29 protein-coding genes are annotated in these 23,431 nt (G+C 52.3%); 14 read left to right on the top strand and 15 right to left on the bottom strand.

What is annotated here, in order from left to right; translation table 11 throughout:
• The first annotated feature begins 54 nt into the window (after nucleotides 1-54).
• Nucleotides 55-282, top strand: a complete 228-nt coding sequence (locus tag F3J30_RS08635; protein ID WP_014069747.1) for a YceK/YidQ family lipoprotein — start codon at nucleotides 55-57, stop codon at nucleotides 280-282.
• 8 nt (nucleotides 283-290) lie between these two features.
• Here F3J30_RS08635 and F3J30_RS08630 read toward each other — a convergent pair whose 3' ends face one another.
• Nucleotides 291-680, bottom strand: a complete 390-nt coding sequence (locus F3J30_RS08630; protein WP_166716968.1) for a MysB family protein — start codon at nucleotides 678-680, stop codon at nucleotides 291-293.
• 543 nt (nucleotides 681-1,223) lie between these two features.
• On the opposite strand from F3J30_RS08630, the gene F3J30_RS08625 reads away from it, so the two are divergent.
• On the top strand, nucleotides 1,224-1,928 hold the full coding sequence (locus F3J30_RS08625; protein WP_166716967.1) for a hypothetical protein: 705 nt from the start codon (nucleotides 1,224-1,226) through the stop codon (nucleotides 1,926-1,928).
• Between the two features lie 198 nt (nucleotides 1,929-2,126).
• Here F3J30_RS08625 and mdtG read toward each other — a convergent pair whose 3' ends face one another.
• On the bottom strand, nucleotides 2,127-3,377 hold the full coding sequence (gene mdtG / locus F3J30_RS08620) for a multidrug efflux MFS transporter MdtG (RefSeq protein ID WP_166716966.1): 1,251 nt from the start codon (nucleotides 3,375-3,377) through the stop codon (nucleotides 2,127-2,129).
• Between the two features lie 139 nt (nucleotides 3,378-3,516).
• On the bottom strand, nucleotides 3,517-4,443 hold the full coding sequence (locus F3J30_RS08615) for a Kdo(2)-lipid IV(A) acyltransferase (protein WP_166716965.1): 927 nt from the start codon (nucleotides 4,441-4,443) through the stop codon (nucleotides 3,517-3,519).
• 222 nt (nucleotides 4,444-4,665) lie between these two features.
• Here F3J30_RS08615 and F3J30_RS08610 point away from each other — a divergent pair, with 222 nt between their 5' ends.
• Nucleotides 4,666-5,715, top strand: a complete 1,050-nt coding sequence (locus F3J30_RS08610) for a rhodanese-related sulfurtransferase (protein WP_166716964.1) — start codon at nucleotides 4,666-4,668, stop codon at nucleotides 5,713-5,715.
• A 42-nt stretch (nucleotides 5,716-5,757) separates the two neighbouring features.
• Here F3J30_RS08610 and F3J30_RS08605 read toward each other — a convergent pair whose 3' ends face one another.
• The 9 genes from F3J30_RS08605 to mdtH all read right to left on the bottom strand — a co-directional run bounded on the left by F3J30_RS08605 (nucleotide 5,758) and on the right by mdtH (nucleotide 12,484).
• Nucleotides 5,758-6,336 (bottom strand): YceI family protein, encoded by a 579-nt coding sequence (locus F3J30_RS08605; protein WP_166716963.1) that lies wholly within the window; start codon nucleotides 6,334-6,336, stop codon nucleotides 5,758-5,760.
• Between the two features lies 1 nt (nucleotide 6,337).
• A complete protein-coding gene (locus tag F3J30_RS08600) occupies nucleotides 6,338-6,904 on the bottom strand; it encodes a cytochrome b (protein WP_166716962.1) in 567 nt (188 codons plus the stop codon).
• A 250-nt stretch (nucleotides 6,905-7,154) separates the two neighbouring features.
• The gene (locus F3J30_RS08595) at nucleotides 7,155-7,268 is read right to left on the bottom strand and encodes a DUF2770 family protein (RefSeq protein WP_041162036.1); all 114 of its coding nucleotides are present in this window, start codon (nucleotides 7,266-7,268) and stop codon (nucleotides 7,155-7,157) included.
• A gap of 61 nt (nucleotides 7,269-7,329) precedes the next feature.
• Complete coding sequence (solA, locus tag F3J30_RS08590) at nucleotides 7,330-8,448, bottom strand: N-methyl-L-tryptophan oxidase (protein WP_166716961.1); 1,119 nt, start codon at nucleotides 8,446-8,448, stop codon at nucleotides 7,330-7,332.
• 116 nt (nucleotides 8,449-8,564) lie between these two features.
• Nucleotides 8,565-8,819, bottom strand: a complete 255-nt coding sequence (bssS, locus tag F3J30_RS08585; RefSeq protein WP_166716960.1) for a biofilm formation regulator BssS — start codon at nucleotides 8,817-8,819, stop codon at nucleotides 8,565-8,567.
• 274 nt (nucleotides 8,820-9,093) lie between these two features.
• Nucleotides 9,094-9,339 (bottom strand): DNA damage-inducible protein I, encoded by a 246-nt coding sequence (gene dinI, locus F3J30_RS08580; RefSeq protein WP_166716959.1) that lies wholly within the window; start codon nucleotides 9,337-9,339, stop codon nucleotides 9,094-9,096.
• Between the two features lie 75 nt (nucleotides 9,340-9,414).
• Nucleotides 9,415-10,461, bottom strand: coding sequence for a dihydroorotase (gene pyrC / locus F3J30_RS08575; RefSeq protein ID WP_166716958.1), 1,047 nt, complete (start codon nucleotides 10,459-10,461; stop codon nucleotides 9,415-9,417).
• A gap of 128 nt (nucleotides 10,462-10,589) precedes the next feature.
• On the bottom strand, nucleotides 10,590-11,150 hold the full coding sequence (locus F3J30_RS08570; RefSeq protein ID WP_166716957.1) for a lipoprotein: 561 nt from the start codon (nucleotides 11,148-11,150) through the stop codon (nucleotides 10,590-10,592).
• Nucleotides 11,151-11,275: 125 nt separating this feature from the next.
• Nucleotides 11,276-12,484, bottom strand: a complete 1,209-nt coding sequence (gene mdtH, locus F3J30_RS08565) for a multidrug efflux MFS transporter MdtH (RefSeq protein WP_014069760.1) — start codon at nucleotides 12,482-12,484, stop codon at nucleotides 11,276-11,278.
• Between the two features lie 236 nt (nucleotides 12,485-12,720).
• Here mdtH and rimJ point away from each other — a divergent pair, with 236 nt between their 5' ends.
• From rimJ to murJ, 4 genes are all read left to right on the top strand, one after another.
• Nucleotides 12,721-13,305, top strand: a complete 585-nt coding sequence (gene rimJ / locus F3J30_RS08560; protein WP_014069761.1) for a ribosomal protein S5-alanine N-acetyltransferase — start codon at nucleotides 12,721-12,723, stop codon at nucleotides 13,303-13,305.
• A gap of 9 nt (nucleotides 13,306-13,314) precedes the next feature.
• Nucleotides 13,315-13,965 carry a YceH family protein gene (locus F3J30_RS08555; RefSeq protein WP_014069762.1) on the top strand — a complete coding sequence of 217 codons (651 nt, stop codon included), beginning with the start codon at nucleotides 13,315-13,317 and terminating at the stop codon, nucleotides 13,963-13,965.
• Nucleotides 13,966-13,967: 2 nt separating this feature from the next.
• Nucleotides 13,968-14,891, top strand: a complete 924-nt coding sequence (locus tag F3J30_RS08550) for a Gfo/Idh/MocA family oxidoreductase (RefSeq protein WP_166716956.1) — start codon at nucleotides 13,968-13,970, stop codon at nucleotides 14,889-14,891.
• Nucleotides 14,892-15,020: 129 nt separating this feature from the next.
• Nucleotides 15,021-16,556, top strand: a complete 1,536-nt coding sequence (gene murJ / locus F3J30_RS08545; RefSeq protein WP_166716955.1) for a murein biosynthesis integral membrane protein MurJ — start codon at nucleotides 15,021-15,023, stop codon at nucleotides 16,554-16,556.
• A 59-nt stretch (nucleotides 16,557-16,615) separates the two neighbouring features.
• Here the strand turns inward: murJ and flgN are convergent, their stop codons facing one another.
• The 3 genes from flgN to flgA form a co-directional block, all read right to left on the bottom strand.
• The gene (gene flgN, locus F3J30_RS08540) at nucleotides 16,616-17,041 is read right to left on the bottom strand and encodes a flagella biosynthesis chaperone FlgN (protein ID WP_014069765.1); all 426 of its coding nucleotides are present in this window, start codon (nucleotides 17,039-17,041) and stop codon (nucleotides 16,616-16,618) included.
• 4 nt (nucleotides 17,042-17,045) lie between these two features.
• Nucleotides 17,046-17,339 carry a flagellar biosynthesis anti-sigma factor FlgM gene (flgM, locus tag F3J30_RS08535; protein WP_014069766.1) on the bottom strand — a complete coding sequence of 98 codons (294 nt, stop codon included), beginning with the start codon at nucleotides 17,337-17,339 and terminating at the stop codon, nucleotides 17,046-17,048.
• 93 nt (nucleotides 17,340-17,432) lie between these two features.
• A complete protein-coding gene (flgA, locus tag F3J30_RS08530; RefSeq protein ID WP_014069767.1) occupies nucleotides 17,433-18,107 on the bottom strand; it encodes a flagellar basal body P-ring formation chaperone FlgA in 675 nt (224 codons plus the stop codon).
• A 157-nt stretch (nucleotides 18,108-18,264) separates the two neighbouring features.
• Between flgA and flgB the strand changes: the two genes are divergently transcribed.
• Genes flgB through flgH form a run of 7 tightly spaced genes read left to right on the top strand, consistent with a single transcriptional unit; the run spans nucleotide 18,265 to nucleotide 23,429 of the window.
• Nucleotides 18,265-18,681, top strand: a complete 417-nt coding sequence (gene flgB, locus F3J30_RS08525; protein WP_166716954.1) for a flagellar basal body rod protein FlgB — start codon at nucleotides 18,265-18,267, stop codon at nucleotides 18,679-18,681.
• A gap of 3 nt (nucleotides 18,682-18,684) precedes the next feature.
• Complete coding sequence (flgC, locus tag F3J30_RS08520; protein ID WP_014069769.1) at nucleotides 18,685-19,089, top strand: flagellar basal body rod protein FlgC; 405 nt, start codon at nucleotides 18,685-18,687, stop codon at nucleotides 19,087-19,089.
• Between the two features lie 11 nt (nucleotides 19,090-19,100).
• Nucleotides 19,101-19,808 carry a flagellar hook assembly protein FlgD gene (gene flgD / locus F3J30_RS08515; protein ID WP_014069770.1) on the top strand — a complete coding sequence of 236 codons (708 nt, stop codon included), beginning with the start codon at nucleotides 19,101-19,103 and terminating at the stop codon, nucleotides 19,806-19,808.
• A gap of 26 nt (nucleotides 19,809-19,834) precedes the next feature.
• A complete protein-coding gene (flgE, locus tag F3J30_RS08510) occupies nucleotides 19,835-21,103 on the top strand; it encodes a flagellar hook protein FlgE (RefSeq protein WP_014069771.1) in 1,269 nt (422 codons plus the stop codon).
• A 20-nt stretch (nucleotides 21,104-21,123) separates the two neighbouring features.
• Nucleotides 21,124-21,879, top strand: coding sequence for a flagellar basal body rod protein FlgF (locus F3J30_RS08505; RefSeq protein ID WP_166716953.1), 756 nt, complete (start codon nucleotides 21,124-21,126; stop codon nucleotides 21,877-21,879).
• 11 nt (nucleotides 21,880-21,890) lie between these two features.
• A complete protein-coding gene (flgG, locus tag F3J30_RS08500; RefSeq protein WP_166716952.1) occupies nucleotides 21,891-22,673 on the top strand; it encodes a flagellar basal-body rod protein FlgG in 783 nt (260 codons plus the stop codon).
• A 57-nt stretch (nucleotides 22,674-22,730) separates the two neighbouring features.
• Nucleotides 22,731-23,429, top strand: coding sequence for a flagellar basal body L-ring protein FlgH (gene flgH / locus F3J30_RS08495; protein ID WP_014069774.1), 699 nt, complete (start codon nucleotides 22,731-22,733; stop codon nucleotides 23,427-23,429).
• Nucleotides 23,430-23,431: the final 2 nt, after the last annotated feature.

Below are 23,431 nucleotides of genomic sequence, written 5' to 3'. Positions count from 1 at the left end.
ACCCGGCAAATAAAATACCGGCTGAGAGGCCGGTATTTTTTTATGAGGTAATGAATGAAAATAGTCATTGTAGCCATGATGGCGATGCTGCTTAGCGGCTGCGGCAGTATTATCAGCCGCACCATTCCAGGGCAAGGCCACGGGAATCAGTATTACCCGGGCGTGAAATGGGATGTCCGCGATTCAGCCTGGCGTTATCTGACCGTACTCGATTTACCGTTCTCTCTGGTCTTTGATACGCTGTTGTTACCGATAGACGCGCAGCACGGCCCTTACGAATAAAACGACGCTTAACGCTCGTCCCACTCATCTGCTGCGGTTTGCCCCTCTTCGGTATCCAGCGGAGGTTCGAGCTGAAACTCGCCCTCATCCCACTCGTGCAGGGTGTTTTCTTCAAGCCATTCCTGACGCAGTTCTATCTCGTCATAGTCACCATCGAAGACGGCCTGCGCAGCTTCACCACTCAATACCGGCAAACACTCTCCTTCGTCACCGTCATCAACGAAGAATTCGGCCTGCCACATAATATCCCCGTCCTGAAGGACATATTTTTGAATATTGAGTTGTTGCACGTCAGCGTCTTCTTCCTCAATGCCAGGATTATCGGCGAGGAACTCTTCGCGAGCGGCATCAATAGCTTCTTCCAGTGTGCTGTAGAATACATATTCTTTAGGGGCCATAGTAAGTGCCTCTTTGGGTGAAGTTAACAAATGTATAGGTTGGCGTATGAGGATTGTCAAAGCGTATGTATAGAGTAGTTTATCCGCTATTCAGCAAATTGATGCTTTTGACTTAGATCACCCGATTAGTGCTGCTATGGGGTCCTTCAAAAACGCAAAGATGTCAGAAGTCTGCTGGCTCCGAACGGTTCATATCGTCACTGGGCAGCCACAAAACGATGCAATAAAATATTCTTGCGCAAGGTTTAGAAGATAGCTTTCTTGCGGCAAACTATCTGATGGGAACCCAAACTTCATCTTCGAGAGCATACCTGCGGAAGATATTCCAATTATTAAAAATAATTGATTACTACATGAGTGTAAGGGAAAGGTGTTTAAAGAGAGAAAACCCCAGCGTTAAGGAAATATAGTGGTTTATTCCATTCCTGTACTTTCAAATGGGTCTGTTTCATCTACCCACCTATTATAGTAGTACTGTTTCTCAAACTTAGTACTGGATGTTCTTGTTTAACTATTTGAAACAGGTGCATACTGCTGGCATCTGTGGCTAAGGAAAATCCTAAAATGAGTGGTGTTGCGTCAGTACTTGCTGTACCAGTAATTGGTATTGCTGCCTGGATCATTGGCGGTTGGATGATTGCCGATGGTATGAAAAACAAAGGAAAGTTAGTTTCTCGTGCCGCCGGATTGATTGGGGGGCTTGCTATAGGACTGGTAGCATTTGTGATATCTTTGATAGTAATGGGTGCTAATGACGATACTACAACAGTTTCCTCAACACCTGTTGCCTCAAGTACAGTTAATGAAGAAAAAGAAGTGAAAACTTTTGATATTTCATCTGATACTTACATCGAGAGGATGAATACAATCCTAAGCAGGATGGAGAAACCCTTAAAAATTCAAGTGCCTATGAAACAACTTGAATTCTCATCTATAGGTGAATATCAATTAGACAAGAATATTAAAATATCAATCATGGCAAATAATGGCGATCATAGATTGAGAGGTGCTGTCATATCCTCAATTAATGATGGTAATACTGATACGTCATTAAAAACATTATATCTTGCAATGCCCGCTTTTATGGCGGTGATGAATGAGAAGGAATCAAAGGGAGTTCCATTCTTAGATATAATTACAAATTTGATGGCGGGAAAATATCCCGGTGATGTATATGAGATTAACGGAGTCCACTACTCTGTAGTACACAAAGATGGCATTGATTTTTTCTTCATAAGACCTGTTTAAAACGTTGGAGGGGCATCTAAGCGATGCCCCTTTAACTGAATGACTTGCACTTGTGCAAGTCATTCAGTTTCTGTTCTACAAAATACTCACCCTATCCATAGTGGGAAATACGTTAGCCCTGCCCAGATAAAGTAAATGGAACGATACGCCAGGGATTTTTGATGATCTGACCGCTGAATACACCGTCACGCCTTCGTCTTATTCGCGGGCAGGACTATTTTTTTCAACCTGCTCGTCGGGAGCAGGACGCAATGCTCTCGATAAACTGAACCAGGAATAGATGGCATTAAACAGGACCACACTTGCCGTCACGATAAACACAGCGCGAAAACCAAAACTGGCAGAAATACCTGCGCCAACAAGCGGCCCAGTGACGTTGCCGATATCACGGAACGACTGGTTATAGCTAAAAATACGCCCGGCAATCTGGTTGGTGGAGTTATAAACCAGCAGGGTCTGAACCGCAGGAAGCAGTGCGCCATCTGCGGCACCCAGCAGGAAGCGGAGCACGCCGAGCTGCCACGGGGATTGCACCATCGACATCGGGATGAGCAACAATACCGAGATAACTAGCGCGCAAATCAGGATCTTCTCCGGGCCAATTTTGTCGCCAAGTTTTCCCAGTCGCGGAGCGCTCAGCAGCGCGGCAACCCCGGGAACAGATGCAATAAGCCCGCTGATAAAGGCAATATTATTCACATTGCCCGCCAGGTCACGCACGTAGAGCGTCAGAATCGGAGCAATAGAGCCGGTCGCGACCTGGATTATCATGGTGGTGACAAACAGGCTCAATACCAGTTTCGGGTTTTTCAGTGAAGCCAGAACATCCCTGGCATGGAGCATCTCTTTTTTGGCAACTGGGGTGAAATTTTCCCGGATACAGAGCAGGGTGACAATAAAACAGAGGAACAGCACGCTGGCAGTGATGAAAAAGACCGGTCGCAGGCCGTAACTATCTGCCAGTAAGCCACCCGCGAGTGGCCCCAGCAGCGCGCCGCTCACCGCACCGGTAGACAGCGTCCCCAGTGCCCAGCCGCTTTTATGCCGGGGAATTTGCGTGGCGATAAGGGCATTTGCGTTGGGCACAAAACCACCCAGCAGGCCCAGCAATGCACGCAATATCAGGAACTGCCAGACGTTCTGCACCATGCCCATCAGCACCATGATGATGGACATGCCAAGCGCGGAACGCAACAGCATGATTTTTCGCCCTTTACGGTCGGCGAGACCACCCCAGAATGGTGAGGCAATCGCCGAGAACAGGAAGGTGATACTGAACACCAGACCTGACCACATATTCAGCGCGCTGTGGCCTGTTACGCCAAGCTGCTCCACGTAGAGGGGAAGGAAAGGCATCACCAGGCTGAATGCTGCACCAGTGAGAAAACAGCCAAGCCAGGCAACCGCGAGGTTACGTTTCCAGTTTATGGGGGCATCTGAGGGTGACATAACAATCCGCATAACGAGGTGCAGCGCACGATAAGGTAGAGGTAATAAGCCTGCTAATTATGCGCCTGGGTTATGATTGCTGCAATGTCGGGGAGCTTTTAAAGCTAAAACACAATGCGGCCACTGCGGCCGCACTGGATTAATAGCGTGAGGGGACACCTTGCGGGCGGGTTTTGAAGCGGCGATGCAGCCACATGTATTGCTCCGGAGCGAGCATAATGCACTGTTCAACAACGCCATTCATCCATTTTGCCGTGGTTTCGGCATCCTCCAGCGGCGGTGTCATTTCCGGTTCCAGCATGATTAACTGATAGCCTGAACCGTCGGGTTTACGGCGCGGGACAAAGGGAACGATAGCCGCTTTGGACATCCGCGCCAGCATCCAGGTGCCGGTTGTTGTTGCGGCTTCGTCGACCGCAAAGAAAGGGACAAACACGCTGGCCTGCGGGCCGTAATCATGGTCCGGGGCATACCAGACCACTTCGCCGGACTTGAGCGCACGGATCATCCCTTTCAGATCCTTACGGTCGATCATGCTTTTGTTTGAGCGCATCCGGCCATTGGTCTGCACTAAATCGATCACCGGGTTGTCATTCGGGCGGTAAACGCCAATGCCAGGCGCCTGCATTCCGAACATGCGCGCGCCGATTTCCAGCGTCAGAAAGTGCACACCAATTAACAGAACCCCGGTCTGATTCTCCTGAAGCGAATGCACTGGCTCCATACCGGTTCCGGCAACTTCGGTCCAGCGTGCCATGCGCTTATCGGACCAGAACCATGCCATACCGGTTTCCATTAGCCCCATACCCACAGATTCGAAATTTCTGGCAACCATATCATGGCGCTCTGACTCGCTCATTTGCGGGAAGCAGAGCTCCAGGTTGCGGTAGGCAATTCTGGCGCGACGTTTCATGAACATCTGCGCGATACGACCCAAACCTTTACCCAGACGGAAAATGACCGGATAAGGGAGTTGGACAAGCAACCACAAAAAGCCAATACCAAGCCAGGTTAACCAATAACGGGGATGCAAAAGGGCGGCAGTAAATTTCGGTAGCTGGGTCATGTCTGTCCTGTTTTCTTACGTCCTGAAGGTCTTATTGTCTCATTTTTTAAGGCTTAGCCAAAATGTCTGTCATCGAATCGAGCGTTAATGCAGCAAATGTTGCGTGCAATAATTATGACTGAGTGAAATGTAGCGCAAATTGTATGGATGTAAATTGTCTTTGTTTGCTATATGATGCCGACCGATTTTTCTTACTCTTAACGATTGCAGGACTTGTACACCATGCCAGTGTTACACAACCGCGTATCGAATGAGATGTTAAAAGAGCGTATGTTGGCTGAAACCGAACCGCGCACGACAATCTCATTCTACAAATATTTCACCATCAACGATCCACAAGCGACCCGCGATACACTTTACCAGGCATTCACCGCGCTGAATGTGTTCGGACGCGTCTATCTGGCACGTGAAGGTATTAATGCGCAAATCAGCATCCCTGAAAGCAAAGTAGATGCGTTCCGCGAATTCCTCTATGCGTTTGATCCCGCGCTGAACGACCTGCGTCTGAATATTGCGCTGGACGATGACGGTAAATCGTTCTGGGTGCTGCGTATGAAAGTCCGTGAGCGCATTGTTGCGGACGGTATCGACGACCCGAGTTTTAATGCGGGCGATGTGGGGGAATACCTCAAAGCGGCCGAAGTGAATGCGATGCTGGACGACCCGGATGCGGTATTCATCGATATGCGTAACCACTACGAATACGAAGTGGGTCATTTCGAAAACGCAATGGAAATCCCGGCGGATACCTTCCGTGAACAGTTGCCGAAAGCCGTTGAAATGATGCAGGAACATAAAGATAAAAAAATCGTTATGTACTGCACCGGCGGTATTCGCTGCGAAAAAGCCAGCGCCTGGATGAAACACAACGGGTTTAACAAAGTGTGGCACATTGAGGGTGGCATCATTGAATATGCTCGTCGTGCCCGTGAGCAAGGGCTGCCGGTACGCTTTATCGGCAAGAACTTTGTGTTCGACGAGCGCATGGGTGAGCGGATTTCAGATGATGTGATTTCGCACTGCCACCAGTGCGGCACGCCGTGCGACACACACACGAACTGCAAAAACGATGGTTGTCATCTGCTGTTCATCCAGTGTCCGGCCTGTGCTGAGAAGTACCACAACTGTTGTAGCGAGTTGTGCAGCGAAGAGAGCATGTTGCCTGAAGAAGAGCAACGCCGCCGTCGCGCGGGCCGTGAAAACGGCAACAAGATCTTTAATAAATCCCGCGGTCGTCTGAATACCAAACTGGGTATTCCTGATCCGGAATAAAGAAATAAGCCCGGTGGAGCGTTGGTTCACCGGGCTGCTTTATTACGACTTCTGCTGAACACCTTCCACAGAAATAATCAATTCGACATCCTGGGACGCCGGTCCTAAATCCGTGGTGATATTAAAGTCTTTCAGGTGAACTTTCCCTGTGGCCTCGAAACCTGCACGCTTACCGCCCCATGGATCATCACCCTGGCCGATTAACGTAGCCTGAAGCGTGACCGGTTTTGTGACGCCGTTAAGGGTGAGATTACCGGTAATATCCAGTTTCTCTCCTGCTTTCTTCACCTCTGTTGAGGTGAATGTGGCTTGTGGGAATTTGGTTACGTTAAGGAAATCGGCACTGCGCAGATGCTTATCGCGTTCAGCATGGTTAGTATTCACGCTGTTGGTATTAATGGTGACATTAACATTATCCGCGGCGGGATTTTTGTCATCAAAACGAAATGTGCCATCGAAATCGTTAAAGCTGCCATATAACCAGCTATATCCAAGATGCTGAATACGGAAATTGACGAAGGCATGTTGGCCCTCTTTATCAATTTTATAATCAGCTGCCACCGCAGAACCGGCGGTAAATAACAGCGAACCTAACGCGATACCCAACAGGTGTTTTTTCATTTTATGCTCCAGAGTCAACTGACGAACGGCCGAGCATCCGCTTCAGCGTATCGTCTTTATCAATAAAGTGGTGTTTGAGCGCAGCAAGCCCGTGAAGGACTGAAAAGATAACGATGCTCCAGGCAAGCCACAGGTGAACAACGCCTGCGATGTCGGCCTGTGAACCGGCATCCGTCAGTGTGGCGGGAACGTCGAAAAGACCAAAGACGCTGACCGGCTTGCCATCTGCGGTGGAGATAAGATACCCACTCACTAAAATGGCGATGAGCAGGGTATAGAGGGCAATATGTGCCCCTTTTGCGCTAAGGCGCGTGAATTTACCGTGGCTTTGCGGAGCAGGCGGTGGCGGAGAGATATGTCGCCATAATATGCGAACAACGAGTCCCATCATCAGCAGAATGCCAATGCTTTTATGCAACTCAGGTGCCTGATGATACCAGCCATCATAATAGCTGAGCGTCACCATCCAGAGTCCAAGACCGAACATGGCATAAATCGCCAGCGCAAATCCCCAGTGCAAGCACATGGATATAATGCCGTAGCGCGAAGACGAATTTCGCAGTTGCATAAATATTACCATTCGTAATAAACAGAACGGTAAAAATGGACTGTGTAAAAAGATATTGCAACTTAAATAACTGAATAAGGATATTTATTTAATTTATTTCAGTGATTTTGAAAATGATGAGGCGATGTAATTCAGTGTGTTCGTGCAATTAACGGTTGGTTTATCATGGGGCCAGATGTTGATATATGAATAAAAAATCTGCTTAATTAAATTAATATAAAGTAATGTCAGTTATTGTCAGTGTTTCTTTTCAATAAAATACAATATAAACAAAATCGATGATTGCCAGCAATGACCACAATAAAATATAGAGCATTAGATGCTCGCGGATATTATTGATAAGGTAGCCAACAATTTTGCGCATAATACCCCGCGAAGTGTAGTGATAAAACACAGGCTCCGAAGATTCGGAGCCTGTGGGCGTATTATCCGTTAAAACGCGAGAGCGAGAAGGGCGTCAGATCAAACTGTGGCGCGATCCCCTGCGCAAATTGTGCAGCGATTTCGCCCAGCACCGAGGCAAACTTAAACCCGTGGCCGCTAAGCCCGGTGATAAGCAGCGTGTTGTCATGGCCAGGCAGGGTGTCGACGATGAAATCTTCATCGGGGGTGTTGTCATAGGTGCAGGCTGCACCGTAGAGCAGGCCGCCGATGCCGGGCAGAATATTTCGCAGGAACGTAAAGGCTTCAGAACCGTCGGTCGGGTAAGCGCCAAAAGGTTTACGCTCTTCAGGTTCAGAGATAACCTGTCCGCCGTTGTGTTTGCCAATCTTGAGCGCGTCTTTTTCTGACGGGAAGCCGTAGAACTGATCGCCATTGGGCAACTCGCCGGTAAAGGCCGGGAATTTATTCTGGCTGCTGTAACGGCCATCCGCCTGGAACCAGGAGAAGACTTTACGTACAGGCTGTACCGGCAGGTCAGGCAGCAATTTTGTTACCCAGGTGCCGGCGCTGATAAGCAGGCGCGAAGCAGAATAGTCGCCTTCCTGGGTGCTGACGGTGACACCATCGTCATGGTGGGTAATGGCAGTCACCGGGCAGTTGAATAGCTGGGCGCATCCGGCTTTTTCGGCAAGCGAAACCCAGGTTTTGATGGCCGTCTCGCAATGCAATACGCCGGAGTTGGCTTCAAACAGCCCAATGTAATCATCAGGAACGCGGATCTCCGGCCAGCGTTTCATGATGGCTTCGGCGTCCAGACTTTCGACATCAAGATTAAACTCGCGTGCGCTGTGTTCGACTGTGGCCAGAAACGCGGAGTGGGCAGGCCCGAGGTTGATAATGCCCGTACGGTCAAAGACGCGCTCTTCGGTGAGGGTGGCCAGTTCATCCCAAAGCGTCTGGGCACGCAGCACCAGGGGCACATAGCATTCACCTTCGCCATAAGCGTGGCGAATCAGACGTGTATCACCGTGATGGCTGCCTTCAGAATGCGGAGGAAGATGGGCGTCTATCATCAGAACGTTGAGGCCAGCCTGCGTTGCATAATAGCCTGCCGCTGAACCCACGGAGCCGCTGCCTATAATGATTAAGTCGTATTTCATAGGTATCTCTTAAACCAATACTTTGTTAGCAGAGTAATTAACATCGGAGGGTTATACAAGGGAGAAATAAATAAGGCACCCCAAGGGTGCCTGTTGAGTGAAAAGTGGGCATGAGGTTAATGCCGTTTATACTCATTTTCCTGGTAGTCGCCAGATTCTATTTTTGCAATACCTGCTTCCAAAATAGAAATAAACTGACGTGCGACGTCAGTGGTAAGCCACAGCGTCTGTCCAATTTCCGCTTCTTCACGGTTTGGTTGATTCGGGGTCTGGTAGTGCAAACGCAGCATCAAAGCATCGTAGCTATCTACGGTACTGATATCCCAGCCAACGAGAGGATGGGTCTGGATGACTTCACTATTCTTTTCCATGATAACCCCCTTAATGCGTGTTAGAAGACAACGACTTTGAGGTTCATTACATGTTTATCTGAAGCAACTTCAGTATATCAATAAATAAGGGTTATGACGGGAAAAATAAATAGCTGGCAACACATTTTTCTGTGTTTTAGGATTGTTCGAACAATAAAACACCATCTTGTTCACGTTTTTTTAAGAAGACACACAATTATTTTGAACTATCCCGGATAGCAGATAAAAAAAAGCCGGGGCGACCCGGCAAAAAAAAACAATGAGGGAGCAAGATTTAATCGGTGATGAACCAGTCGTCGGCACTTTCCCACGTTTCTTGCAGGATTTCGCTGATGCGATCTTTATCTTCTTTCGCAGCGCCAATGACGGACAGGTTGTTCGCGGCAGCATAACGTACCGTTACGGCACCCTCGTTTTCCGGGAAACTATTGTGAATACGGCGGGATAATTCGCCGGCAAGCGCATCAAGCGCACCAGCAGGCAGAACGGTTGTTTTGGCGATGGTAACTTCAATACGCATAAATGCCCCCTGTGTAATATACTGTTTATTTATACAGGTATATTATGGGTTTGACAACAAGGGGCATTGATATTTTTAGCGTTTAACGGTCCAGTGCACGGTTTCACCCGCCAGGAATGGGATCAGCGTGTCATCAGTCAGCGGAATAGCCTCTTCAACCTGGTACGCGGTGCGCTCCAGTTCGATAAAGCTTTCATTGACCGGCAGGCCATAGAAACGCGGGCCGTTCAGGGAGCAGAAGGCTTCAAAATGCGCCAGCGCGTTCATCTCTTCAAACACAGTGGCGTAGCTGGCCAGTGCTGTTGGTGCGTTGAAGCAGCCTGCACAGCCGCAGCTCGCTTCTTTGCGATGACGCGCGTGTGGCGCGGAATCGGTACCCAGGAAGGCCCGGTCGAAGCCACTTGCTACCAGCTCGCGCAGTGCCTGCTGGTGGATATTGCGCTTGAGGATTGGCAGGCAGTACAGATGCGGACGAACACCGCCTACCAGCATGTGGTTACGGTTAAACATCAGATGCTGTGGGGTAATGGTGGCGGCGATAAACTCATTGCCATCGCGAACATATTCGGCAGCATCTTTAGTGGTGATGTGCTCAAACACCACTTTCAGCGCAGGCAGACGCTGGCGCAGCGGCTCCATCACCGTTTCAATAAAACGGGCTTCACGGTCGAAGATATCAATATCGGCGTGGGTAACTTCACCATGGATCAGCAGCGGCATCCCCAGTTTCTGCATTCTTTCCAGTACCGGCATAATGGCGTCGATACTGGTCACACCGTGGCTGGAGTTGGTAGTCGCATTGGCCGGGTAGAGCTTCGCAGCGGTGAACACCCCTTCGTTAAACCCACGCTCCACTTCGTTCGGGTCGAGTGAGTCCGTCAGATAGCAGGTCATCAGCGGAGTAAAATCATGGCCCGCAGGGACGGCATCAAGAATACGCTGGCGATACGCGATGGCGGCATCGACGGTGGTGACTGGTGGAACCAGGTTAGGCATAACAATCGCGCGGCCATAAATTTCGCTGGTATAAGGCACGACGGTTTTCAGCATATCGCCATCACGCAGATGGATATGCCAGTCGTCAGGGCGGCGGATTTTAAGAACCTGGGGTTGTGCAGTCATGGATGAGCTCCGGCTTGTCAGGAATCAGTCATTGGGATGGCTGTTTTTGCCGGACACAAATCATAAGCGGAAACGTTTTCGTTTGCACACATTTCCGTAAAAAAAAGGGCGCCTGAGCGCCCCTGGGGTTAATCGGTGAATGGAATGATGATTTCTCCCGGCTTCACCTCTATCCCTTTTGCATATTTTTTGGCAAGCGATTCGCCCTTGCTCTTATCTTCGCTCAGAACATAGGCCGGCTGCTGGTTGAAATAGCTGCGCAGCGACTGGTTCAGATAGGGGATCAGGGTCTGGATCACCGGTTTCATCTTATCGGGTGAAACCACCGCATCCACCACTTCCATCTCTTGCAGATAGATGGCGCCTTTCTCTTTATTGAAGACTGGCAGCGCTTTGAGCTTGAGTTTGATATTCGCTTTCTGGCTACCGAAGAGAGAATTCATGTCCAAATCTGCATCACCGGAAAGGGTGACTCTGTTCGGCTCTTCGCGCCCAATCTGGCTGGTGAGCTTGCTCAGCACGATATGCGCGTCGGCAAGGCCCGGCACGCCAATGTCTTTTGAAAAGTTGTTATGCTTTTCCAGCGCCTGATTAATCTCCTGCTCACTGACGGTATATTGCGTAAGCTGGTTACAACCCACCAGCAGGCCGCTAACGACGAATGCTGCGGCAATGACGATCTTCTTCATGGAGTTCCTCAAAAAAATATCGGCGCTTCTGTCCTGATGCGTCAGTATGTCAGCGAGATATAGCAGAAACCAGCAGAAAAAACTGATAAAGAAGGGCGGGAGAGTGCTCCCGCCAGACAGAGAGGTTATGCGCCAGGCTCGAGCATCCCGCTCGCGCTGCGTTTCTGGCTGAACTGCCACCACAATGCAAGAAGCGTAATAAAGCCCACCACGCCCAGCATCATCCATGGAAGCTCCGGTTGATTCAGCGCTTTGCCCGCATCAAACAGCCAGCCGCCACCGGCATAGCCCAGCGCGCCGCCAAAGGCCAGCCCAAGACGGCTGAACCCCATATAGCTGCCGCGGGCGCGGGCGTCTGCCAGGGAGGCACTCAGCGTTTCACGCGCCGGTTCGGCGATTATCGAACCGATGTAGAAGGTGCATATCAACATAAAGAGCTGCTGCAAGGTGCTTACCAGCCCAATCGGCATCATGCTCAGGGTCATCAGCAGCAGCCCGGCCATCAGTCGATGCTCAAGACGGAACCGGCGTTCGCTCCAGCGGGCAATCGGATAAAGCAGCGTCAGGGAGAGACAGGCTTCAATGGCGTACATCCATTTGACGGCTGCGGGTGAACCGGCAATATCGTTCACCATGATGGGCAGCATCAGCATGACCTGAACGGCGAGCATATAGTAGCCCGTCAGCGTCAGTACATAAGTGACGAAGCGTTTGTCACGCAGCACGCGGCTCAGCCCTTCACGCACCGGGGCTTTTACCGTCGATAATTTCCACGCAGGCAGCAGCCAGGCGTTAAAGGCTGCACACAGAATAAAGAGCACGGCGCCGGTGGCACACACCAGACGAAAATCATATTGCAGCAACCAGCTACCCAGCAGCGCGCCAACCACCGCGCCGGCGCTATCCTGCATCATCAGAATAGAGAAGAAGCGACCACGCTGGTTCGGGCGGATCAGCTTGACCACCAGAGCCGTTCGTGGGGGATCGAAGAGAGTTCCGCCGATACCGGAAAGGAAGCAGGAGAACCACAGCAGCCAGGGTTCATGCGCAATGCCCATCGTGGCGAAACCTGCCGCGCGTAACAACATCCCGGTGACAATCATTGGTTTGGCACCAAAACGGTCAGCGATAGCCCCACCAAACACGCCCAGCCCTTGTTGGACAAACTGGCGTAAACCCAGCGCGATACCGACCATTAATGCCGCCCAGCCCATTTGATCGACAAAGCGAATCGAAATAAGGGGAAAAACGACAAAAAAGCCGAGCACGACCAGCATGTTATCGACTAGCAGGAAATATTTACCCAGGCTCCTGGCCTGTGATACGCGGGACATTTCCCCTCCAGGGAAAAGAAGAAGGTGAGCACGCTAATATTCTGCGGTGTCGCCAGGCTTTTTCCCACCCCGCCAGCAACAATATTTTTTTATCAAAAGGGTGCTTTGATAGAGACTTCTCATCGAAAAATGTGAAAAGAGGTCAAAATGGTATGTCACTGTTTTCACAGACGGCAAAGGCGCAGGTATAGTAAAGCTAATGGGTAGAGCAGAAGCGACGGGAAGGAGTGGTATCGATGTTTGGCTATCGCAGTAATGTGCCAAAAGTGCGCCTGACGACGGACAGGCTGGTCGTCCGTCTGGTGCATGAGCGTGATGCCTGGCGTCTGGCGGATTATTACGCCGAGAATCGCCAGTTTTTAAAACCCTGGGAACCCGTTCGGGATGAGAGCCATTGCTATCCATCAGGCTGGCAGGCGCGGCTCAGTATGATTACGGAGTTTCACAAGCAAGGTAGTGCATTCTACTTTGCGCTGCTGGATCCGGAAGAAAAAGAGATCGTTGGCATCGCTAACTTTTCCAACGTCGTGCGTGGGTCATTTCACGCCTGTTATCTCGGGTATTCCATCGGTCAGAAATGGCAAGGTCAGGGGTTAATGTTTGAAGCGCTGACCACAGCAATTCGCTACATGCAACGCACTCAACACATCCATCGCATCATGGCGAACTATATGCCGCATAACCAACGCAGCGGAAATTTGCTGGCGCGTTTAGGGTTCGAGAAAGAAGGTTACGCCAGGGATTATCTGCTTATTGATGGTGAATGGCGTGACCATGTGCTGACAGCGTTAACCACCCCGGACTGGACAGCAGGTCGTTAAGGAGAAAAGATGAAATATCAGTTAACCGCCACCGAAGCTCGGGTCATTGGCTGCCTGCTTGAAAAGCAGGTGACCACCCCAGAGCAATATCCGCTCTCTGTGAATGCGGTGACCATGGCCTGTAATCAAAAGACCAACCGCGAGCCGGTGATGAACCTCGGTGAGCACGACGTGCAGGATGTTCTGGACGCGCTGGTCAAACGGCATTATCTGCGTACGGTTAGCGGGTTTGGCAACCGGGTGACCAAGTATGAACAGCGTTTTTGTAATTCTGAGTTTGGCGATCTCAAACTCAGCAGCGCAGAAGTGGCGGTGATCACCACGCTGCTGCTGCGCGGCGCGCAAACACCAGGTGAACTGCGTTCACGCGCCTCCCGAATGCATGAATTCAGTGATATGCAGGAAGTCGAGCAAACGCTGGAAGGGCTGGTGACACGCGAAGATGGCCCTTACGTACAGCGCCTGGCGCGTGAGCCTGGCAAGCGTGAAAGTCGCTTTATGCACCTGTTCAGTGGTGAGGTGGAACTGCTTGAGAGTATTACTGAAACCGATGCACCAGAGGGCAATGACAGCCTGACGGCGCGCGTGGAAGCGCTTGAAGAGGAAGTCGCTGGGCTTAAACAGCGTCTGGATGCCTTGCTTGCTCATTTGGGAGATTAACGGTGACAAAATTACGCGTAGGAGTGGTCGGGCTTGGCGGTATTGCTCAAAAAGCCTGGTTACCGGTATTAGGTGCAGCGACGGACTGGACGCTGCAAGGGGCGTGGTCGCCCACTCGCGAAAAAGCCCAGCGCATCTGTGATACCTGGCGCATCCCGTATGCCAGCTCGCTGCTGGATTTAGCCCGCGACTGTGATGCGGTGTTTGTGCATACCTCAACCTCAACGCATTATCAGGTGGTCAGCGAATTGCTGAACGCCGGTGTGCACGTCTGCGTGGATAAGCCACTGGCGGAAAACGTGCAGGATGCCGAGCGTCTGATTGACCTTGCGGCCAGCAAAAACCTGCAACTGATGGTCGGTTTCAACCGTCGCTTTGCGCCGCTCTATCAGCAACTCAAGGCCCAGTCTGACACCCTGGCGTCGCTGCGCATGGACAAACACCGGTCTGACAGCATTGGGCCGAACGACCTGCGCTTTACGTTGCTCGATGATTATCTGCATGTTGTGGACACCGCACTGTGGCTCACCAACGGCAACGCGCAGCTGAAAAGCGGAACGCTGTTAACCAGCGAGCAGGGTGAAATGGTGTATGCCGAACACCACTTCTCGGTGGATCATCTCCAGGTGACAACCAGTATGCACCGCCGGGCGGGCAGCCAGCGGGAATCCGTGCAGGCCGTTACCGATGGCGCACTGTATGACATCACCGATATGCGCGAGTGGCGGGAAGAGAAGGGCAAAGGTGTGGTGATGCAGCCTGTTCCTGGCTGGCAGAGTACGCTCGAACAACGTGGCTTTGTCGGTTGCGCGCGTCACTTTATCACATGCGTGCAAAATCAGACGGTTCCGGAAACCTCTGGCGAGCAGGCCATCCTTGCGCAGCGTATTGTGGAAAGGCTCTGGCGAGATGCCATGAGCGAATAACTCGCTGTAACATCTGCGGATAGTAATTCGTTGAAATCGGGTTAGACTAAGCGCCGCTTGTTGGCTTTGCCGGGTGGCGCTTTTGCTTACCCGGCCTACAAATCCGTATGGTTCTGGAAATTCACGTTAATGAACTTATTAAAATCGCTGGCGGCAGTCAGCTCGATGACCATGTTTTCCCGCGTGCTTGGCTTTGCGCGCGATGCCATTGTGGCGAGGGTTTTCGGCGCAGGGATGGCCACTGACGCCTTTTTCGTCGCGTTCAAGCTGCCCAATTTGCTGCGCCGTATCTTTGCAGAAGGGGCATTTTCACAGGCGTTTGTTCCCATCCTTGCGGAATATAAAAGCAAGCAGGGTGAAGATGCCACCCGCGTGTTTGTCTCCTACGTCTCTGGCCTGTTGACGCTGGCGCTGGCGGTAGTAACCGTTATCGGGATGCTGGCGGCTCCCTGGGTGATTATGGTGACGGCGCCGGGTTTTGCTGATACGGCCGATAAATTTGCCCTCACCAGCCAGCTCCTGCGCATTACCTTTCCTTATATTCTGCTGATCTCGCTGGCCTCACTGGTTGGCGCCATTCTGAACACCTGGAACCGCTTCTCCGTTCCGGCGTTTGCACCTACGTTCCTTAACGTCAGCATGATCGGCTTTGCGCTGTTTGCGGCCCCGCATTTCAACCCACCGGTACTGGCGCTGGCCTGGGCGGTTACCGTGGGCGGTGTATTGCAGCTGGCCTATCAGCTGCCGCATCTGAAAAAGATAGGGATGCTGGTGCTGCCGCGCGTTAACTTCCGTGATGCCGGGGCGATGCGCGTGATTAAGCAGATGGGCCCGGCGATCCTCGGCGTATCCGTCAGCCAGATCTCGTTGATCATCAACACCATCTTTGCCTCTTTCCTGGTGTCCGGCTCTGTTTCCTGGATGTATTACGCTGACCGTCTGATGGAGTTCCCGTCAGGGGTGTTGGGCGTTGCGCTGGGGACTATCCTGTTGCCATCGCTGTCGAAAAGCTTTGCCAGCGGCAACCATGATGAATACTGTCGTTTGATGGACTGGGGGCTGCGTCTGTGCTTCCTGCTGGCGCTGCCGGCTTCGGTGGCGATAGGGATCCTTGCTAAACCGTTGACCGTTTCTCTTTTCCAGTACGGTAAATTTACCGCTTTTGATGCCGCCATGACCCAGCGCGCGCTGGTGGCCTATTCGGTGGGGCTGATGGGGCTGATTGTGGTTAAAGTGCTTGCTCCGGGCTTCTACTCCCGTCAGGACATTAAAACTCCGGTGAAGATTGCCATCGTAACCCTGATCATGACGCAGCTCATGAACCTGGCGTTTATTGGTCCGCTGAAACATGCCGGTCTGTCACTGTCGATTGGTCTGGCGGCCTGTCTGAACGCCGGGCTGTTGTACTGGCAACTGCGTAAACAGGATATCTTTACCCCGCAGCCGGGATGGGCGAGTTTCCTGGTGCGTTTGCTGGTTGCGGTGCTGGTGATGTCGGCGGCGTTACTCGGCATGATGTACGTGATGCCAGACTGGGCACAGGGTACGATGCCTTATCGTCTGATGCGTCTGATAGCCGTGGTGGTGGTCGGTATTGTGGCTTACTTTGCAACGCTTGCAGTACTTGGGTTTAAAGTGAAAGAGTTTGCCCGCCGTACGGCATAAACGCCAAAAGGGGAGTTCACCAGATGGTGCTCCCCGTTCCCTGATTCGCCGTTAACACGTCAAATCGAAATCTTTTTCCCGCCCGTAATTCTCGCACTGGATGTTTGACCATCCGCACCGTAAAGCCCCGTTTCTTTATGGGGTTTCAACACTTCAAGCGCCTGCTGATTACGTACGATCTGTCCTTCTAACAGCCAGCCGTTATGCTGATTGAGGTCGCGAAGGTGCTGGGTCTTTTCTGTAATCGTCTGCCAGCGTTCGACAATCTCATCGTTTGCACTGCGTCGCGGATCTTGTTCCGCGCGTCGCTGCTGCTCCAGGTAATCCAGCGTCGCCAGGAGCGAGCTTTTATCTTCGGTAATACGTTGCAACGCGCTGCCGTTGATCTGACCGGAAGACAGGTGTTGTTGTTCTGCATCCATTACCGTTTTCAGGTCGTTCAGGACAACCGTCATTTGATCCAGTATTTCTGGCAGTCGACTCATACGGTTAGTTACTCTGTAAGAAACTCTGCGCTTCCTGAATCAGTGCATCAGCGATTTTGCTGGTGTCCATTTTCAGCTCGCCGTTACGAATAGCGGTTTTCAGTGATTCAACACGGTCCATGTTGATATCGCTGCTGCCTGGCTGCATCAGTTTTGCCTGCGCGTCGCTCAGAGTGACGCTGGTGCTGTTCGCAGTCGACGGCTTTTCCAGACGCGTTTTCTGCGGCGTAGCGTCATTCGTTTCGCGAGGTTGTACAGTGCTAACCGGTTTTAGGGCTGATGTACGATCAATGCTCATTGTGTTGTCCTCATCGAGGGTTCGCGGCGTTTGCGCCTGACATCATCATTAGTTGATTATTTATCGGCAGTCGCCGCGAAATCTTTAAAAAGATTATAGGTTAATCAGAATATTCCCATCAGTATCGACAGTTCCGCTAACCACCTGGCCTGAGGACATCCTCACACGGGCATTTTGTGCAACGGCGGCGTTGTTTAACGCCTGACCTTCACTGTTGACGCTAAACCCATCTCCGTTGGCAACCACCATCACCCGCTGACCGGCTTTTACTCGCCACGCCTGGCGCAGCATTGACAGCTGAATGGCCTGACCTGGGGCGACATCGCGAAGGCTTACGGCGTCCTGCGCCTGATTTATATCGAGCATCGTACGCGGCGGTAGCTGATCGAGGCGGCCACGTTTTAGCGTCACGCTGCCTGCCTGCAACACACTTCCCCGGGCGATAGGCTGGGCGGCGACAACATAATTGCCCGTCGCCTGAACTGCAACCTGTAAATAGCGTTTTTCATTGGCGCAGCGCGCCAGCACGTTTACGTTGCCCCACAGTTTTGCACTGCCGGTCACGCTGAAAGAGGGCTGGTCGCAGGAGGGATACAGATTGGGCGGTGTGCGCACGATAACCGTGACGTCATCGCTAAAGCCTGCCAGTTGCTGGGCAAAGAAGCTCGTCAGCTGGTCGCTAAGGCCAGTTGCCTGAAGATTTTCTGCCTGAACAAAGGGGCTTAAAAGCAATAAGGTTGCCGCAAGACCATGTCTCAATGTTCGCATCGCACGTTCCACCGTTTTCAGAATTGAGAGGATTCTACCTTCAGTGGTTTTGCATCAACGCAATAAATAGCGACGCATTTTGCGCTTATTCCGTCGATAAGGCAGACGGGTTGAGATTTAAGCTGTGAACTGAAATTTTGCCATCAGCGGAGGAGACATGCTCGATAAACTCGACGCTGCCTTACGTTTTCAGCAGGAAGCGCTCAATTTACGCGCCCAGCGGCAGGAAATTTTAGCCGCCAATATCGCTAACGCGGATACCCCCGGGTTTCAGGCGCGCGATATTGATTTTTCCAGTGTGCTTAAAAAAGTGATGGAGCGGGGACGTACCGAAGGGACTGGGGTTGCGCTTGCACTGACATCCTCACGCCATATTCCCGCTCAGGCGATGACTGCGCCAACCACTGACTTACTTTATCGCGTCCCCGATCAGCCTTCTCTCGACGGTAACACCGTAGACATGGACCGGGAGCGTACACAGTTTGCCGATAACAGCCTTCAGTATCAGACAGGCCTGACCGTGCTCGGCGGACAAATCAAAAGCATGATGAGCGTCCTCCAGGGGGGCAACTAATTCATGGCCTTGCTGAATATTTTTGATATCGCGGGTTCGGCGCTGACAGCGCAGTCCAAACGCCTGAACGTGGCGGCCAGTAACCTGGCAAACGCCGACAGCGTGACCGGCCCGGACGGGCAGCCTTATCGTGCAAAACAGGTTGTCTTTCAGGTCGATGCTGCGCCAGGCGCGGCGACGGGCGGCGTGAAAGTCTCTGACGTGGTAGAGAGCCAGGCACCGGACAAACTGGTCTACGAGCCGGGTAATCCGCTCGCCGACGCCAGTGGTTACGTGAAAATGCCAAACGTGGATGTGGTTGGCGAAATGGTCAACTCCATGTCGGCTTCGCGTAGCTATCAGGCCAACGTCGAAGTGCTTAATACCGTGAAGAGCATGATGCTCAAAACACTCACTCTCGGCCAGTAAAGGAGACACGCATGTCCATCGCCGTCAATGTGAATGACACCACTAACTCGGGCGTTACCAGTACCAGCTCGACCAGCTCCAGCTCCCTGACGGGAAGCAGTGCTTCCGATCTGCAAAGCAGCTTTCTGACGCTGCTGGTGGCACAGCTGAAGAACCAGGATCCAACCAACCCGATGCAGAACAACGAACTGACCACGCAGCTTGCGCAGATCAGTACCGTTAGCGGCATTGAAAAGCTCAACACCACGCTGGGCTCAGTATCCGGCCAGATCGATAACAGCCAGTCGCTTCAGGCGGCGAACCTGATTGGTCACGGTGTCATGATCCCTGGCACCACGGTGCTTGCTGGCAGCACTACCACCGATGGCACAACGTCCACCTCTACCACTCCGTTTGGCGTGGAACTGCAACAGGCTGCCGACAAAGTTACCGCCACAATTAAAGACTCCACCGGAGCCGTGGTTCGTACCATCGATATTGGTGCACTGTCGGCCGGTGTTCACACCTTTACCTGGGACGGCAGCGTGACCGATGGATCTACGGCGCCAAACGGTTCTTACACCGTGTCTATCGCGGCCAGCAACGGGACGACTCAGCTGGTTGCACAGCCACTTCAGTTTGGGCTGGTGCAGGGCGTGATTAAAGGTAGCGACGGCAACAAACTGGATTTGGGTACCACAGGTACCACCACACTCGACGAAGTTCGGCAGATTATCTAAGCCTTAACACTTATCAGGAGTAAGTCATGGCCTTTTCTCAAGCGGTCAGCGGCCTGAATGCTGCGGCCACCAACCTGGATGTCATTGGCAACAACATCGCCAACTCCGCGACCTACGGTTTTAAATCCGGCTCTGCCTCTTTCGCAGATATGTTTGCCGGTTCCAAAGTAGGCCTGGGCGTTAAAGTTGCAGGCATCACTCAGGACTTCACCGACGGTACCACCACCAACACCGGTCGTGGCCTGGATGTGGCTATCAGCCAGAACGGTTTCTTCCGTATGGTTGATGCGAACGGTTCCGTGTTCTACAGCCGTAACGGCCAGTTCAAACTGGATGAAAACCGTAACCTGGTGAACATGCAGGGTCTGCAACTGACCGGTTACCCGGTTGCGGGTACGCCACCATCGGTACAGACCGGTGCGAACCCACAGCCTATTTCGATTCCGAATACCCTGATGGCCGCGAAATCGACCACCACCGCAACGCAGCAGATCAACCTGAACTCCACGGACGACATCCCTACAGTGGCATTTGATCCGACCAACGCGGACAGCTACAACAAGAAGGGTTCGGTCACGGTGTATGACAGCCAGGGTAACGAGCATAATATGAGCGTTTACTATGTCAAAACCGCTGATAACAAATGGGATCTGTATACCCAGGATGCAAGCGTTGCTAACTCAGCCGTGAACAAAGCGGCGCAGATGAGTTTTGACAACAACGGTAACCTGGCAGGCGTGTATAACTACACCGCGCTTGGCACCACGCCGGAAACCTGGTCACTGGCCACTACCGCCAACACCACCCCGTCCATCAATATCGTTACCGATTCAGTCAGTGGCGCAACCCCTGCATCGTTCAACCTGAGCTTCCTGAACTCCATGCAGCAGAACACCGGTTCCAACAACGTTGTGGCGACCACCCAGAACGGTTACAAGCCTGGCGACCTGGTGAGCTATCAGATCAACGATGACGGTACCGTTGTGGGTAACTACTCCAACGAACAGACTCAGGTTCTGGGTCAGATCGTGATGGCAAACTTCGCCAACAACGAAGGCTTGCAGTCTGAAGGCGATAACGTCTGGTCTGCAACCCAGTCATCCGGCGTTGCGCTGCTGGGTACAGCAGGAACCGGTAACTTCGGTACGCTGACCAACGGTGCCCTGGAAGCTTCTAACGTTGACCTGAGTAAAGAGCTGGTGAACATGATTGTTGCTCAACGTAACTATCAGTCGAACGCACAGACGATCAAAACTCAGGATCAGATCCTCAACACGCTGGTTAACCTGCGTTAAGCGGCTAACAGGAAAGCGCAATGGATCACGCAATATATACAGCGATGGGCGCCGCAAGCCAGACGCTCAATCAGCAGGCGGTCACCGCCAGCAACCTGGCGAACGCCTCTACACCGGGTTTTCGTGCGCAGCTTAATGCGCTGCGCGCCGTGCCGGTAGAAGGGCTGTCGTTATCTACGCGTACGCTGGTAACGGCTTCTACACCAGGTGCGGATATGACGCCGGGTCAGATGGATTACACCTCGCGTCCACTGGACGTTGCACTTCAGCAGGACGGCTGGCTGGCCGTGCAAACTGCCGATGGCAGCGAGGGGTATACCCGCAACGGTAATATCCAGGTGAGCGCTACCGGGCAACTGACGATCCAGGGACACCCGGTGATGGGTGAAGCTGGTCCGCTTACCGTACCGGAAGGCTCAGAGCTGACCATCGCTGCTGACGGGACCATCTCGGCATTAAACCCAGGTGACCCGGCAAACACCGTTGCGCCTGTCGGTCGTCTGAAGCTGGTTAAAGCGGAAGGCAAAGAAGTGCAGCGTGGTGATGACGGGATGTTCCGTCTGACCCAGGCAACGCAAGCCACGCGCGGTGCCACATTACAGGCTGATCCGAGTATTCGTGTGATGTCTGGTGTGCTGGAAGGCAGTAACGTCAAACCGGTTGAAGCCATGACCGATATGATCGCCAGTGCCCGTCGTTTTGAAATGCAGATGAAAATTATCAGCAGCGTTGATGAAAACGCGAGCAAAGCTAACCAACTTCTGGCTATGAGTTAACAGGACTTCCTATGATCAGTTCTTTATGGATCGCGAAAACGGGCCTGGACGCACAACAAACCAATATGGACGTGATTGCCAACAACCTGGCAAACGTCAGTACCAATGGTTTCAAGCGTCAGCGCGCCGTTTTCGAAGATTTGCTTTATCAAACTATTCGTCAGCCAGGTGCTCAGTCTTCTGAACAAACCACGCTGCCGTCCGGTTTGCAGATCGGTACCGGTGTTCGTCCGGTGGCGACCGAGCGTCTGCACAGCCAGGGCAACCTGTCTCAGACCAACAACAGTAAAGACGTGGCGATCAAAGGCCAGGGCTTCTTCCAGGTGCAGTTGCCTGACGGAACCTCTGCCTATACCCGCGATGGCTCTTTCCAGGTTGATCAGAACGGCCAGCTGGTAACCGCGGGTGGCTTCCAGGTTCAGCCTGCAATCACTATCCCGGCAAACGCCCTGAGCATCACCATCGGACGTGATGGTGCGGTCAGCGTAACGCAGCAGGGGCAGACCAACCCGGTGCAGGTAGGGCAGCTCAACCTGACCACCTTCATGAACGATACCGGTCTGGAAAGCATTGGTGAGAACCTCTACACCGAAACGCAATCCTCCGGTACGCCAAATGAAAGCACGCCTGGCCTGAACGGTGCAGGTTTGCTGTATCAGGGTTATGTCGAAACCTCGAACGTTAACGTTGCGGAAGAACTGGTGAATATGATCCAGGTTCAGCGCGCGTATGAAATTAACAGTAAAGCAGTGTCGACGACCGACCAGATGCTGCAAAAACTGACGCAACTCTAAGGTGTAGTCCGGTGCGGTAACTGCCGCACCGGCTCCCTGTTTTTGAAGATGAAGGCAATGCAAAAACACGCGGCGTTTCGTTATCCGATTATGACTGTCCTGGCCGTCACTCTCAGCGGCTGTGCCTGGATCCCGTCTAAACCACTGGTTGAGGGTGCGACTACCGCCCAACCCGTTCCTGGCCCTGCGCCAGTTGTGAACGGCTCCATTTTCCAGACTGCGCAGCCGATTAACTATGGTTATCAGCCGCTGTTTGAAGACCGTCGCCCACGTAACGTCGGCGATACCCTGACCATTGTGTTGCAGGAAAACGTCAGTGCGAGCAAGAGCTCGTCGGCGAATGCCAGCCGCGATGGCAAAACCAATTTTGGCTTCGACACCGTACCACGATACCTGCAGGGCCTGTTTGGCAATGCGCGTGCCGATGTTGATGCATCTGGCGGCAACACCTTTAACGGTAAGGGTGGCGCTAACGCAAGTAACACCTTCAGCGGTACGCTGACGGTGACGGTTGACCAGGTTCTGGTTAACGGCAACTTACACGTTGTGGGTGAAAAACAGATTGCCATCAACCAGGGCACTGAGTTCATCCGCTTCTCTGGTGTGGTTAACCCTCGCACCATCAGCGGCACCAATACCGTACCGTCCACCCAGGTGGCGGATGCGCGCATCGAGTACGTCGGCAACGGCTACATCAATGAAGCGCAAAATATGGGCTGGCTGCAACGCTTCTTCCTTAACTTATCGCCGATGTAAGC

Origin of the sequence: Enterobacter sp. Tr-810 (assembly GCF_011752765.1) — a bacterium.
Taxonomy (GTDB): Bacteria; Pseudomonadota; Gammaproteobacteria; order Enterobacterales; family Enterobacteriaceae; genus Enterobacter; species Enterobacter soli.
This window is presented reverse-complemented; position numbering and strand designations above follow the sequence as displayed.